The sequence below is a fragment of the Arthrobacter sp. MSA 4-2 genome (genome assembly GCF_016405885.1).
GTDB lineage: Bacteria > Actinomycetota > Actinomycetes > Actinomycetales > Micrococcaceae > Arthrobacter_D.
Genome location: NZ_JAEKGC010000002.1, coordinates 218,333 through 232,116 on the forward strand (window position 1 = coordinate 218,333; position 13,784 = coordinate 232,116).

The 13,784-nt window shown below is 71.0% G+C and carries 14 protein-coding genes; 2 read left to right on the forward strand and 12 right to left on the reverse strand.

Translation table 11 applies throughout. The features are described from left to right. Positions 1–28: 28 nt before the first annotated feature. The 10 genes from aroB to rpsD all read right to left on the reverse strand — a co-directional run bounded on the left by aroB (position 29) and on the right by rpsD (position 9,856). Positions 29–1,120 carry a 3-dehydroquinate synthase gene (aroB, locus tag I6N91_RS02805; protein ID WP_198810389.1) on the reverse strand — a complete coding sequence of 364 codons (1,092 nt, stop codon included), beginning with the start codon at positions 1,118–1,120 and terminating at the stop codon, positions 29–31. After that, positions 1,110–1,664: a shikimate kinase gene (locus I6N91_RS02810; protein ID WP_198810390.1), complete on the reverse strand. Its 555-nt coding sequence runs from the start codon at positions 1,662–1,664 to the stop codon at positions 1,110–1,112. The genes aroB and I6N91_RS02810 overlap by 11 nt, the downstream gene beginning before the upstream one ends. Beyond that, complete coding sequence (gene aroC / locus I6N91_RS02815) at positions 1,664–2,863, reverse strand: chorismate synthase (protein WP_198810391.1); 1,200 nt, start codon at positions 2,861–2,863, stop codon at positions 1,664–1,666. The genes I6N91_RS02810 and aroC overlap by 1 nt, the downstream gene beginning before the upstream one ends. A gap of 32 nt (positions 2,864–2,895) precedes the next feature. Further along, positions 2,896–3,801: a shikimate dehydrogenase gene (locus tag I6N91_RS02820; RefSeq protein WP_307843213.1), complete on the reverse strand. Its 906-nt coding sequence runs from the start codon at positions 3,799–3,801 to the stop codon at positions 2,896–2,898. After that, positions 3,792–5,030, reverse strand: coding sequence for an endolytic transglycosylase MltG (gene mltG, locus I6N91_RS02825; RefSeq protein ID WP_198810393.1), 1,239 nt, complete (start codon positions 5,028–5,030; stop codon positions 3,792–3,794). Before mltG ends, I6N91_RS02820 begins: the two co-directional genes overlap by 10 nt. Then, a complete protein-coding gene (ruvX, locus tag I6N91_RS02830) occupies positions 5,027–5,605 on the reverse strand; it encodes a Holliday junction resolvase RuvX (protein ID WP_198810394.1) in 579 nt (192 codons plus the stop codon). The genes mltG and ruvX overlap by 4 nt, the downstream gene beginning before the upstream one ends. A gap of 13 nt (positions 5,606–5,618) precedes the next feature. Then, positions 5,619–8,297 (reverse strand): alanine--tRNA ligase, encoded by a 2,679-nt coding sequence (gene alaS, locus I6N91_RS02835; protein WP_198810395.1) that lies wholly within the window; start codon positions 8,295–8,297, stop codon positions 5,619–5,621. 99 nt (positions 8,298–8,396) lie between these two features. After that, positions 8,397–8,645 carry a DUF6167 family protein gene (locus I6N91_RS02840; RefSeq protein WP_233091380.1) on the reverse strand — a complete coding sequence of 83 codons (249 nt, stop codon included), beginning with the start codon at positions 8,643–8,645 and terminating at the stop codon, positions 8,397–8,399. Positions 8,646–8,714: 69 nt separating this feature from the next. Continuing rightward, positions 8,715–9,089 carry a DUF948 domain-containing protein gene (locus I6N91_RS02845; RefSeq protein WP_198810396.1) on the reverse strand — a complete coding sequence of 125 codons (375 nt, stop codon included), beginning with the start codon at positions 9,087–9,089 and terminating at the stop codon, positions 8,715–8,717. 140 nt (positions 9,090–9,229) lie between these two features. Then, positions 9,230–9,856, reverse strand: a complete 627-nt coding sequence (rpsD, locus tag I6N91_RS02850) for a 30S ribosomal protein S4 (RefSeq protein WP_120165419.1) — start codon at positions 9,854–9,856, stop codon at positions 9,230–9,232. Positions 9,857–10,158: 302 nt separating this feature from the next. On the opposite strand from rpsD, the gene I6N91_RS02855 reads away from it, so the two are divergent. Then, entirely contained in the window at positions 10,159–10,740 is a 582-nt protein-coding gene (locus I6N91_RS02855) for a GNAT family N-acetyltransferase (protein WP_198810397.1), read from the forward strand. 31 nt (positions 10,741–10,771) lie between these two features. On the opposite strand, the gene I6N91_RS02860 is transcribed toward I6N91_RS02855, so the two are convergent. After that, on the reverse strand, positions 10,772–12,175 hold the full coding sequence (locus tag I6N91_RS02860) for a replication-associated recombination protein A (protein ID WP_198810399.1): 1,404 nt from the start codon (positions 12,173–12,175) through the stop codon (positions 10,772–10,774). 62 nt (positions 12,176–12,237) lie between these two features. On the opposite strand from I6N91_RS02860, the gene I6N91_RS02865 reads away from it, so the two are divergent. Continuing rightward, positions 12,238–12,894, forward strand: coding sequence for an acVLRF1 family peptidyl-tRNA hydrolase (locus tag I6N91_RS02865; protein WP_198810401.1), 657 nt, complete (start codon positions 12,238–12,240; stop codon positions 12,892–12,894). Positions 12,895–13,079: 185 nt separating this feature from the next. Here the strand turns inward: I6N91_RS02865 and rpe are convergent, their stop codons facing one another. After that, the gene (rpe, locus tag I6N91_RS02870; RefSeq protein ID WP_198810403.1) at positions 13,080–13,751 is read right to left on the reverse strand and encodes a ribulose-phosphate 3-epimerase; all 672 of its coding nucleotides are present in this window, start codon (positions 13,749–13,751) and stop codon (positions 13,080–13,082) included. Positions 13,752–13,784: the final 33 nt, after the last annotated feature.

Below are 13,784 nucleotides of genomic sequence, written 5' to 3' on the forward strand. Positions count from 1 at the left end.
CTGGGGTCAAAGCGGCGCAGGGGCGTCCCTAAGAGGCGATTTCCTGGTAAGCGGCGAACAGGAGCGACGTGTCGGGCACCTCGAGCATGCCGGGACGTCCGATGCCGTCGAGGACGACGAAACGCAGCAGGTCACCGCGCGCCTTCTTGTCGCGGCGCATCCCGTCGAGCAGGGCCTGCCACCGGTCCCTGCGGTAGGTGACCGGCAGCCCCAGCGACTCGAGGATGCTGCGGTGCCGGTCGGCGTCGGCGTCGTTCAGCCGGCCGACCATGCGGGAGAGTTCGGCGGCGAAAACCAGGCCCACGGAGACCGCGGCGCCGTGACGCCAGGAGTACCGCTCGGCCAGCTCGATCGCGTGCCCCAGGGTGTGGCCGTAGTTGAGGTACTCGCGCCGGCCGGACTCCCGGAGGTCCTCGGAGACGATGGCGGCCTTGACGGAGATGGTGCGTTCGATCAGTTCCCGCACCGTCTCGGAGCGGGCATCGGAGACCGCGGCCGGGTCCGCTTCAATGAGGTCGAGGATGGCAGGGTCGGCGATGAAGCCGGATTTCACCACTTCGGCCATGCCGGTGACGAGTTCGTTCTTCGGCAGGGTGTCGAGGGCGTCAAGGTCGGCCAGGACGGCGGCCGGCGGGTGGAAGACGCCCACGAGGTTCTTGCCCTCGGCGGTGTTGATGCCTGTCTTGCCTCCGACCGCGGCGTCGACCATGGCGAGCAGGCTGGTGGGCAGGTGGACGACCTTGACCCCGCGCAGCCAGGTGGCGGCGACGAAGCCGCCCACGTCGGTGACCGCTCCCCCGCCCACGGTGACGATGGCGTCAGAGCGGGTGAAGTCGTTCTGCCCGAGCACCTGCCAGCAGAACGCGGCCACCTGGATGTGCTTGCCTTCCTCGGCATCGGGAATCTCCGCGGTGACGGCGGTGAATCCGGCGTCGGCGAGTTCGTCGCGCACCGTGTCGCCGGTGGTGCGCAGCGCCCTGGGATGAATGACCAGGACCCGGCGCACGCGTTCGCCGAGGATGCCCGGGAGCCGGCCCAGGAGCCCGCGGCCCACGACGACGTCGTAGGCGGCTTCGGGGGTGCTCCCCGTGATGGGGATGATCGTGGGCTCAGGTGCCATGTCCGGTGGTCCTTCTTTCGGTAGGTTTCTGGGGTCCGAGTATCCGCTCGACGTCGTCGACGACCTGGCGGACCGTGCGCCCGCGGGTGTCGACGACGCAGTCAGCGACCTCGAGATACAGCGGCCGGCGCTGTTCGTACAGGGTGGCCCACCGTTCGCCGGCGTCCCCGGCGAGCATCGGCCGTGACGCTCCGGCGTTCAGCCGTGGCAGCACCGTCGCAAGGTCCGCGTCGAGGAACACGACCCGTGCGGCCTTGAGCAGCGCGCGGGTCCCAGCGTCGAGCACCGCGCCTCCGCCGAGGGAGACCACGACGCCGGGCCCTCCCCCGGCCAGGACCTCCCGCACCACGTCCGCCTCGAGCCGCCGGAAGCCGTCCTCGCCCTCGGCCTCGAAGATCGCCGGGATCGGGCCGTGCCGCTGCGTGATGCGGCGGTCGGTGTCGACGAAGTCGAGCCCGCGGCGGGCGGCGAAGGAGCGCCCCACGGCCGTCTTGCCGGTCGCCATGGGGCCGGTGAAGACGACCGGTGAAGAGTTGCCGGGCATCAGTGCGCGGCTGAGCCCAGGGACTCCGGGATGGCGTCGAGGTAGCTGCGGAGGTTCCGCGCTGTTTCGGCCACGGAGTCGCCGCCGAACTTCTCGGTGACCGCTTCGGCGAGCACCAGCGCCGTCATGGCCTCGGCCACCACGCCGGCCGCCGGGACGGCGACCACGTCGGAGCGCTGGTGGTGGGCCGTGGCGGCCTCGCCGGTGCTGACGTCGATGGTGCGCAGGGCACGCGGCACGGTGGCGATCGGCTTCATGGCGGCGCGGACGCGCAGGGTGTCTCCGATGCTCATTCCGCCCTCGATGCCGCCGGCGCGGTTGGTGTCGCGCACGATGCGTCCCGAGCCGTTCCGGAGGATCTCGTCGTGGGCCGCGGTGCCGCGGCGGGAGGCGGTGAGGAAGCCGTCGCCGACCTCCACGCCCTTGATGGCCTGGATGCCCATGAGGGCGGCGGCAAGGCGGGAGTCGAGGCGCCGGTCCCAGTGGACGTAGCTGCCCAGTCCCGGCGGCAGGCCGTAGGCGATGACCTCGACGACGCCGCCGAGGGTCTCGCCGTCCTTGTGGGCGGCATCCACCTCGGCGACCATGGCGTCGGAGGTGGCGCGGTCGAAGCACCGCAGGGGGTCCTGGTCGAGGGCCAGGACGTCGCCGGGGCCGGGCACCGGGGCCCCGGAGGGAACGGACACAGAGGCGATGGAGACGGTGTGGCTGACCAGCTGCACGCCCAGGGCCGCGAGGAACCGCGCAGCGACCGTGCCAAGTGCCACCCGGGTGGCCGTTTCGCGGGCGCTGGCGCGTTCGAGCACGGGGCGGGCCTCGTCGAAGCCGTACTTCTGCATGCCGGTGAAGTCCGCGTGGCCGGGGCGCGGCCGGGTGAGCGGGGCGTTGCGGGCCAGGCTGGCCAGCTCCTCGGGGTCCACCGGATCCGGGGACATGACGCGCTCCCACTTGGGCCACTCGGTGTTGCCGACCTCGATGGCGATGGGTCCGCCCTGCGTGAGCCCGTGGCGGATGCCGCCGAGGATGCGCACCTCGTCCTGTTCGAACTTCATTCTCGCCCCGCGGCCGTAGCCGAGCCGGCGCCGGGCCAGGGCGGCCTGGATATCGGAGCTCGTCACCTCGACTCCGGCGGGCATGCCTTCAAGGATTCCGACTCCAGCGGGGCCGTGGGATTCTCCGGCCGTCAACCAACGCAACATGCCTTCAATACTGCCACGGCCCGGGGAGTGCTTCAGCGCAGGGGAACGCCGATCGCTTCACACATCCGGTTTATGACGGACGGCGGGAGCGGCCCGGCGTCCGGGGAGAAGAGGCGCACCTGCTCAATCGCCTGGTACAGGAGCATCTCCAGGCCGTGCACGACGACGCCGCCGGCGCGCGCCCAGGCGGCGGACAGTACGCTGGGCCAGGGATCGTAGGCGACGTCCAGGAGGACCCCGGCCGGGCCTTCCGCGTCCCGGCCGTCCGCCGGAAGCGCAGCCGCCAGGGAATCCGCGGCGCGGGGCGGCAGGGTTGAGACGACCACGTCGGCGCCGCGCACGCCGGCCGGCGCGCCGTCCCAGGGAAGCACCTCGACCGCCAGGCCGAGCGCCGCACCGGTGGCGGCGAGACCGGCCGCCCGTTCCGGCTGCCGGACGTATACCCGGACCCGGTCCGCGCCGAGACCGGCCAGTCCGGCGACCGCCGCCGCCGCGGTGCCGCCCCCGCCGAGGATCACGCAGTTCCGGGGCGTCGACGCACCGGCATGGGCGAGGGCACCGGTGATCCCGGCGACGTCGGTGTTGTGCCCGGTGAGGACGCGCCGGCCGGGGCCGCCGCTGAAGGTGACCGTATTGAGGACACCGAGCGTCCCAACGAGGGCCGTGTTGGCGTCGGTCAGGGCCGCCATCGCGGCCTTGTGCGGCATGGTGACCGACAGGCCCCGCCACCGGTCGTCGGCCCGCAGGGAGCGGACGAAGGCTGCGAGGTCCTCCGGCGCGACGTCCCGTGCGGTGTAGGACCAGTCGAGGCCGAGCCCGGAGTACGCCGCGGCGTGGAGCAGCGGCGACTTCGAGTGCGCGATCGGGTGTCCGATTACGGCGGCCCGCCCGGCGCCGCGCGCCGGGCCGGCGCCCGCCCCGGCTGCGGCTACTCGCACCGGCCGGGGTTGTCGGCGCACCATGCCTGGTACTCGGCGACGTACCTGGCGTGCTCGGCCAGCGTCTCGGAGAACTTGGTCTCACCGGAATCGAGGTCCACTGTGACCCAGTAGTAGAACGGGACATCGGCGGGCGAGACGGCCGCATCGATGGCTTCCTCGCTGGGCGATCCGATCGGGCCGACCGGCAGCCCCGGGTTGGCGTAGGTGTTGTACGGGTTGGAGGTGTCGGCCTTCTCCTCCGGGGTGATGTCGTAGCTCTTCCGATCGAGACCGTAGGTGACCGTGGCGTCGGACTGGATCAGCCCCGAGGTCTCGGTGTTGTCCGGCTTGAGCCGGTTCATGATCGAACCGGCGACGGAGGCGTAGTCGGCCTCCCCGGCCTCGGCCTGGACGATGCTTGCGATGGTCAGTATCCGGTACTGCTCGGCAGGATCCTGAATGCCGTCCTCTTCGAGCTGGGCGAAGGTGTTGTCGACCATCTCCTGGACGATTTCCGGTGCTGTGGCGTCGACGCTGAAACGGTACTCGCCCGGATGCAGGTAGCCCTCGAGGCTGCGGGCCTGCTCCGGCAGGCCGAAACGGGCCGGTTCCTTGGCGAGTGCCTGGAATTCGGCGACCGGGATCCCGGTGGACTCGGCGAGGATGGTGAACACCTCGCCCTGGCGCAGGTCCCGCGCCACCGCGGCGTAGGAAACCTTCGCAGACTCCTCGCCGACCAGGATGGCCGCGGCGTCGTCGGAGGCCATCTGGTAGCGCATTTCGTATTCGCCGGGCTGGACCTCCCGTCCGTCGAGGACCCCCTCGAGCGCGGAGATGAACTCGCCGGAGTCCGCGACGATGTCCTCGGACTCAAGGGCGTCGGCGATGGCCAGGGGCCCGGCGCCCTCGGCGACGGTGAAGACCACCTCGCCGGTTCCGGGGCCGGGATAGTCCTTGAGGTCATTGAGGCCGAGGAGGTCCCTCAGCATCATGGCGACGCCGAAGACCACGCCGGCGAAGACCAGCAGGACAACAAGGAGGATGACGGTGCGGCGCTGGCGGCGGCGTTGGCGTGCCTTGGACGGACGCCGGACGCGGCTGCGGCGGCTCACGTCCTGGCTCGCAAAGAACTGCTCGACGGGCTCGGGGTGGACAGGTTCGGCTCCGTCTCGGGCGTAGGGGGCGTCCGGGTCGTGCCAGCCTTCCGGCTCCTGGGACGCGGGTGACTGCGGGTAACGGGAACTCACAGTTCCTGGTCCTTCCCACTCAAAGTGCTCTCCGAAATGACCGGCTCCTCGATAGCGGCCACCGATGCGTTCCCGGAACTGCTCCGAAGACGTGCGCTGACCTGTTCCCCCACGTCCCGTCCAAGCGAACGTTGCATGTCGATGGCATGCTGGAGGATCTCCACGGCTGCCACCTGATCCACTACCTTACGATGATCACGGGTGCTCAATCCAGCCTGCCGCAGCGACCGGTGCGCCGAAACGGTGCTGAGCCGTTCATCGATCAGCCGCACAGTAAGCTCCAGCCCGGCCGCCGCAAGCGCATCGGCCAGCAGCTGCGCGTACTCGCGCGCCATGTCCGCCGACTCCGATTCGCGGCCGCTTAGGTTCTTCGGCAGCCCGACGAAGACCTCCACCGCGCCGCGGTCCCGCGCTTCCTGCACGAGGACCCGGACGTCGGAGTTCTTCTTGGCATCGCGGGACAGCGTGCGGACCGGCGTGGCCAGCAGGCCGTCACGGTCGCTGCCGGCCAGGCCGACGCGGACGCGGCCGACGTCGACCCCCAGCTTCGGCCCCGCAGGGTACCCGCCCGTCACCTCAGCAGGCACTTCAGCGCGCGGCCACGGCGGCGCGCACCGCTTCGAGGGCCGCAGCTACCTTCTCCGGGTCCGCACCGCCGCCCTGGGCGACGTCGTCCTTGCCGCCTCCGCCGCCGCCGAGCACGCCCGCGGCGGTGCGCACCAGCGCACCGGCCTTGACGCCTTCGGCCCGGGCCGCTTCGTTCGTGGCGATGAGGATGAGCGGTCGCCCGTTGGCGACGCCGGCCACGGCCACGGCCGCCGCTGAGGAGCCCAGGCGTCCGCGCAGGTCGAGCGCCAGCGTACGCAGCGCGTCGGCGCCGGCCACGGACCCGGCGTCGTGGGCGATGAGCCGCACCCCGTCGACGTCCTGCGCCGTGCCGACGAGGGAAGCCGCGGCCGCGGCGAGCTGCTCGTTGCGCAGGCGCTCGAGCTCCTTCTCCGCGGTCTTCAGCTTCTGCAGGGTCAGCGACAGCCGCTCGGGCAGCTGCTGGGAGGGCACCTTGAGCATGTCCGACAGCTCGCTCACCAGGGCCCGTTCGGCGGCGAGGTGGCGGAAGGCGTCCATGCCCACGAGCGCCTCGACGCGCCGGTTACCCGAACCGACCGACTGCTCCCCCAGCAGGGTCAGGGACCCGATGAGGGACGTCGATTCGACGTGCGTTCCGCCGCACAGTTCACGGGACCAGTCGCCGTCGATCTGGACGACGCGCACCCGGTTGCCGTAGGCCTCCCCGAACAGCGCCATGGCACCGAGGGCCTTGGCCTCCGCAAGCGGCATGATCTTGGTCTCGACCGCGTGGTTGCTGCGGATGGCGAGGTTCGCCACCTCCTCGATTTCGCTGCGGGCGGCGGAGCTGATGCCCTCACCCCACGCGAAGTCGAACCGCAGGTAGCCGGCCTTGTTGAAGGACCCGCGCTGGGTCGCCTCGGGGCCGAGGATCTGGTGCAGCGCGGCGTGGACGATGTGCGTTCCGGAGTGGGCCTGCTCCCCGGCATGGCGGCGCTGGCGGTCGACGGTGGAGGTGACCAGGGCGCCGGAGGTGATCTCGCCTTCGCGGACGACGGCGCGGTGGACGTGGAGGCCCTTCACCGGGCGCTGCACGTCCAGAACCTCGACCACGAAGCCGTTGCCGGTAATCAGCCCGACGTCGGCGGCCTGTCCACCGGATTCGGCGTAGAACGGCGTCTGGTCCAAGACCAGTTCGATCTCCGCGCCCGTGGAGGCCACCGGAATCGACTGTCCGTCGCGCAGCAGGCCGGTGACGACGCCCTCGGTGGTCAGCTCGTCGTAGCCGGTGAAGATCGTCTCGCCGGTGGCGAGGATCTCGTTGAAGACGGAGAGGTCGGCGTGCCCCGCCTTCTTGCCGCGGGCATCGGCCTGGGCGCGCTGGCGCTGTTCGAGCATCAGCGTCCGGAAGCCCTCGGCGTCGACGGCCAGCCCGGCCTCCTCCGCCATCTCGAGGGTCAGGTCGATGGGGAAGCCGTAGGTGTCGTGAAGGGCGAAGGCGTCCGATCCGGACAGCGGCCGGTTGGCGGCCTTCGACTCCTTGACGGCCTCTTCGAGCCGGGCGGTGCCGGAGGCAATGGTGCGCAGGAACGCCTTTTCCTCGGCGTAGGCGATCCGGGCGATCCGCTCGAAGTCCTTCTCGACCTCCGGGTAGGTGCCCTTCATCGCATCGCGGGAGGCGGGCAGCAGTTCCGGCAGGCAGGGCTTTTCCACCCCGAGCAGGCGCATCGCCCGCACGGCGCGGCGGATGAGGCGGCGGAGCACGTAGCCGCGTCCCTCGTTCGAGGGGGTGACGCCGTCGGCGATGAGCATCAGGGAGGAGCGGATGTGGTCGGCGACGACGCGCATCCGGACGTCGTCGGTGTGGTGGGGATCGTCGGGGCTCTCGGCGCTGGTGTACTCGCGACCGCTGAGTTCTGCCGCCTTGTCGAGCACGGGGCGCACCTGGTCCGTCTCGTACATGTTTTCGACGTCCTGCAGCACCATGGCGAGGCGCTCGAGGCCCAGACCGGTGTCGATGTTCTTCTTGGGCAGTTCACCGAGGATCTCGAAGTCGTCCTTGCCGGTTCCCTCGCCGCGCTGGTACTGCATGAAGACGAGGTTCCAGATCTCGACGTAGCGCGAGTCGTCGGCCTCGGGTCCGCCCTCGACGCCGTAGGCCGGGCCGCGGTCGTAGAAGATCTCCGAGCAGGGGCCCGCAGGGCCCGGCTGTCCGGTGGACCAGTAGTTGTCCTTCTTGCCCATCTTCTGGATGCGCTCGACGGGAATGCCGACCTCGTCCCGCCAGATAGCCAGGGCCTCGTCGTCCTCGTGGTAGACGGTGATCCACAGCTTCTCCGGGGGCAGGCCGTATCCGCCCTGATCGACGCTGGAGGTCAGCAGCTCCCATGCCATCCGGATGGCGTCCTGCTTGAAGTAGTCCCCAAAGGAGAAGTTTCCGGCCATCTGGAAGAACGTGCCGTGGCGTGCGGTCTTGCCGACCTCCTCGATGTCACCGGTGCGGATGCACTTCTGCACGCTCGTCGCCCGGTCGTAGGGGGCCTGCTCGCGGGCGGTGAGGTACGGGATGAAGGGGACCATGCCCGCCACCGTGAAGAGAAGCGAGGGATCGCTGGAGACCAGCGACGCCGACGGCACGACGGTGTGCCCGTTCTTCTCGAAGTAGCTCAGCCAGCGGCTTGCGATCTCATGGGACTTCACGGGGGGATCCTTCGGGTTCGACAGGTGGGTTCGGACCGGCAGGGGCGGTGCTGCCCGCGGCGAGCCGGTGCGGTTCAGGTTCGGGGCGCACCGGCCGCGTCAGCGGTGCGTTGCGGCGGGGGCCGGGGTAACCGGCTGTTCGACGCCGAGCGCCGAGCGGAGGTCCGCCTCGCGCTCACGCATCCCGGAGCGGAAGGCGTCGGCGAATCCGGCGATATTGTCAGAGGCCGAGCCGACGGCGCGGTTGAGGCCGGCCGGCCCCAGCGCTGCCTTCGCGGCGGTGACCTTGCGTACTGCGAGAACACCGATGGCCACTCCCGCTGCCATCCATAGGGCTCTTCTGATCATGGGATCCTCCTCGTCGAGTGCTGACGGCGGTTTTTGCTGATCCGGGACCGCGGGCCCGGGTGGGGTGGCTCAGCGGCTGCGGCGCCGCCCGGCCGACGTCTTCCGGCCGGCGAAGGCGGTGCGGACGCCGTAGGAGAACGCTGCGACCTTGATCAGCGGGGCTCCGAGCGTCGCGGCGACCAGGGAGGACAGCGCGGAAAGGTTCGCGGAGGCGTCGGACACGTTGGAGGTGATGCCGTCGACGTTCTTCAGCTGCTGGTGCGTGGTGCTGACGGTGCTGGTCACCTCGGTGATCAGCGGCGTCGTCTCGTCCGTCACGGTGCGGATCGCGGTGCGCAGCTCGTCGAACACCCTGCCGAGCTTCAGCACGGGCACAGCCAGCAATGCGACCAGGACGGCAAACACGCCGGCTGCAATGAGGCCGGCAATATCTCCACCGGACATGGACGGTCTCCTTCATACACAGGTAACCGCCCTCGGGCGGCAAAGATTTGGGGTGCCTGACCCAATAGCCCGCGGCCGGAGCCGCGGGCTATTGGGATGGCTGCTGTTCGAAACCGGCGGGCTAGCCGCCGGAGCCGGAACTAGCGGGCGTAGTACTCGACCACGAGCTGCTCTTCGCAGGTCACGGGGACCTCGGAGCGCTTGGGGCGGCGGACCAGGCGGGCCTGGAGCTTCTCGAGCGAGACGTCGAGGTAGCCCGGGACGGCCGGCAGGACATCGCGGTGGGCGCCGGCTGCTGCAACCTGGAGCGGGACCATGGTCTCGCTGCGGCTGTGAACGTGGATCAGCTGCCCCTCCGCAACGCGGAACGACGGGCGGTCCACGCGGGCGCCGTCGACCATGATGTGGCGGTGGACGACCAGCTGGCGGGCCTGGGCGATGGTGCGGGCGAAGCCGGCACGGAGCACGAGGGCGTCCAGACGCATTTCGAGCAGCTCGATGAGGTTCTCACCGGTCAGGCCCGAGGTGCGGCGTGCTTCTTCGAAGACGCGGGTCATCTGCGCTTCGCGGATACCGTACTGGGCGCGCAGACGCTGCTTTTCGCGCAGGCGTACGGCGTAATCGCTGTCCTGCTTGCGGCGGGCGCGTCCGTGCTGGCCGGGAGCGTACGGGCGACGCTCGAGGTACTTCTCGGCCTTCGGGGTCAAAGCAATGCCGAGGGCACGCGAAATGCGGACCTTCCGGCGGGCACGTGTGTTGTTAGCCACGTTTACCTTTCATCTGTTTCTGCGGCAAAGAGCCTGGCGCATCGGTTGAATGCACGGCACTTTCTCTGTGTTGCTGGCCTCCTTGTGCGGAGAGCCGGGATTGGCCGCTTCCCGGTACTACAGTCAGCTCCGCGCACGCTCCTCCGCCTTCGAAATTCGAGGGAAGGGGCACGGGCACGGCGCTACTTGCCAGTCAACCCACAATCCTAGCAGTCCGCGGGCCCCGGGATGGTCAGCGGCCGCTTCCCCCACCGGCCCGGCGCCCGATGGTTCCCCGGCCCCCGGGCGGCTAGGGTACCGGCATGGAGTACGAGATCCGTCCGGCGACTCGAGACAGGTTCGGGGACGTCGCGGTGCTGCTGGGCCCCCGCAACCCCGATTCTCCGGTGTGCTGGTGCCTGACCTACCGGCTGCCGTCCCGCGAGAACCGGGAGCTGACCGGGCGCCAGCGCGCCGAGCGCGTCGAGGAGCTCTGCGGCCGGGCCATTCCGCCCGGGATCCTGGCCTACGACGGCGACACCGTGGTGGGCTGGTGCGGCGTGGCGCCCCGGGCCGAGCTCAACTCCTTCGCGCGCAGCACGAAAATCCCGCACGTCGATGACCTGCCCGTGTGGAGCGTCTGGTGCTTTCGGGTCCGGGGCGGGCACCGCGGCAAGGGCGTTGCCGCGGCGCTGCTGCAGGGCGCCGTGGAGCATGCCCGGGACTCCGGGGCGCCCGCCGTCGAGGGCTACCCGGTGGACAACGGCGGGCAGAAGGTCGACACGACGATGGCCTATGTCGGCACCCGGTCGCTGTTCGAGCAGGCCGGCTTCGCGAAGGCCGCCGACACCACCTCGGTCTCAAACGGCTTCCCGCGCGTGCTGATGCGGCGCGCCCTCACCTGAGCGCGCCTCCCGGCGGGCCCTCCGCCGGGGCCTACCGGCCCCGCAGGATCCTGCGCAGCCGGCCGAGGCGGGTTCCGATGTCCCGTTCGGCCCCCCGGTCGGTGGGGAGGTAGTAGTCCCGGCCCACCAGGTCATCGGGCGCGTACTGCTGGGCGGCGATGCCGTGCGCTTCGTCGTGGGAGTAGACGTATCCCTTGCCGTGGCCGAGCTGGGAGGCCCCAGGGTAGTGGGCGTCGCGCAGGTGGGCGGGGATGCCCTGGCCCCGCCCGGCCCGCACATCGGCGATGGCGGCATTGATGCCGTTGTACGCCGCATTGGACTTCGGGGCCGTGGCGATGTGGACGACTGCCTCGGCGAGGATGATCCTCGCCTCGGGCATCCCGACGAGCTGCACCGCCTGCGCCGCCGCCACCGCTGTCTGCAGCGCCGTCGGATCGGCCATGCCCACGTCCTCGGAGGCCGAGATCATGATCCTGCGGGCGACGAAGCGCGGGTCCTCCCCCGCCTCGAGCATCCGGGCGAGGTAGTGGAGGGACGCGTCGACATCCGACCCCCGAAGCGACTTGATGAAGGCGCTGGCGACGTCGTAGTGCTGATCGCCCGCCCGGTCGTAGCGCAGCGCCGCGACGTCGAGGGCCTTTTCGGCGTGCTGGAGTTCCACCACGACCGGCCCCGCGCCGTCGCCGGCGGACTGGGCGACGCCGGCTGCCGCCTCAAGTGCGGTGAGCCCGCGGCGGGCGTCGCCGGCGGCGAGGCGCACCAGGTGTTCGAGGGCCTCCTCGCTCAGGCGGACGGTTCCGCCCAGGCCCCGCTCGTCCTCGACCGCCCGCTGCAGCAGCCCGGCGATGTCGGCCTCGGTCAGCGGGCGGAGGGTCTGGAGCAGCGATCGGGAGAGCAGCGGAGCGACGACGGAGAAGGAGGGGTTTTCGGTGGTGGCCGCGATCAGGACGACCCACCGGTTCTCGACCCCGGGCAGCAGCGCGTCCTGCTGGGCCTTGTTGAACCGGTGGATCTCATCGAGGAACAGGATGGTGGTCCGGCGGTGGAGGTCGCGCGCGGTCAGGGCCTCTTCCATCACCCGGCGGACGTCCTTCACGCCGGCGGTGATCGCCGAAAGCTCGACGAACTGCCGCCCCTGCCCCCGGGCGACCACGTGCGCGAGGGTTGTCTTTCCGGTTCCGGGCGGACCCCACAGCACAACCGAGGACGGGCCGGCGGGTCCTCCGGAGGCGGTGTCGCCGGCCAGGGTGCGCAGCGGCGACCCGGGGCCGAGGAGGTGCTGCTGGCCGACCACCTCATCGAGGGAGCGCGGACGCATCCGCACGGCCAGGGGGCTCCGCGGCCGCTGGGAACCGACACCGGCAAGGGTCGACGGTGCGGCGCCGGGGAAGCCGTCGTCCTCATCTTCGGCGGCGGCGCTGAATAGATCATTCACACTGCCAAGGCTACTGTGTAGCACTGACGCCGGCGGATGGCCGGGGCGGAGCGGAGGACACGATGGCAGAGCCGAGAACCGTCCTCGTTTCGGGCGAGCGCCTGGCCGGCTGGTTGGAGCGGTTCGCACAGCGCAACGGCGGATACACAATCGACGCCGGCTCCCCCGACGGAGCCCTGACCCTGAACGCCTCCAACGGGTGCCGTGCCGTCCTGGTTCCACCCCTTCCTCCGGCACCGGAGGCCGCTGGGGCGCCCTCGGTTCAGGCACTGACCGCCGCCGCGGGGGAACCGCGGGCGGTGGCGCTGATCCTGGTCCGCCGGGGCGGCTATTCGGTGGGGGTGGCCCGCCACGGCAGGCTGCTCGCCTCCAAGACGGGCACGCGGTATGTCCAGTCCCGCACGGCGGCGGGCGGCTGGTCGCAGCAGCGGTTCGCGCGGCGCCGGGCCAATCAGGCCTCTTCGCTCGTCCAGGCGGCGGCGGAACACGCTTCGGCGGTCTTCTCGGCCCACCCCATTGACTGCGTCCAGCTGGGCGGCGACCGCACCCTGGCCCTCGAAGTGCTCGCCCACCCGGCGCTTGCGCAGTACGCCCACCTGCCCCGGCTGCCGTTCACCGCCGTACCCGATCCGCGCCTGGCCGTGCTGCAGCGGGCGGCGGCGGAGGCCATGTCGGTGCGGATCACCATCACTGACCCGCCGGAGGCGGCCGCGGGTTAGGCCCGTCCGCCCGGCAGCCACCCCGGCGCCGCGCGTCTTCCGACGACGGCGGCTCCAGTGTTGAGGGCACGGTCCTTGGGGGCACCCGCCCGCGGGCGTCGGCGATGGCGGCCGCCCGGTCAGGCCACGGGCAGGGCGATCCGGGCAGGTCGATCCGGGCAGGCGCCCGGGTCGGACGGCGTCGGTTACCGGCCGGCAGCCGCGGCTTCGGCCGCGCGGCGGAGGCGGTCGATCGCCTGGCCGGGATCCTCCGCTCCGTAGACCGAGGAGCCCGCGACGAAGACCGTGGCCCCTGCCTCCGCTGCGCGCAGGATGGTCTCTTCGGTGATGCCGCCGTCGACCTGGATCGCCAGGGGAAGCGACCCGCCGCGGACCGCCTCGGCCGCCCGCCGGATCTTGGGCAGGGTCAGATCGAGGAAGGACTGGCCGCCGAACCCGGGCTCGACGGTCATGATCAGGAGCAGGTCGAGCTCCCCAAGCATGTCGAGGTAGGGCTCAACCGACGTGGCCGGCCGCAGCGCCATGCCCGCCTGCGCGCCGCCGGCCCTCAGCTCGCGGGCCAGGCGGACCGGGGCGGCCGCGGCTTCGGCGTGGAAGGTCACCGACGCCGCACCGAGGTCGGCGTACGCGGGCGCCCACCGGTCGGCGTCCTCGATCATGAGGTGGACATCGAGCGGGAGCCCGCTGACCTCCTGAATCCGCTTCACCACCGGCTGACCCAGCGTGAGGTTGGGCACGAAATGGTTGTCCATCACGTCCACGTGCACGGCGTCGGCCGCGCCGATCCGCCCGAGTTCACGCTCGAGGTTCACGAAGTCGGCTGAAAGGATGCTCGGATTGATGCGGCAGGCTCCCACAGGTGTCCTTTGCGGTTGGTGGTGGCGGGAGCG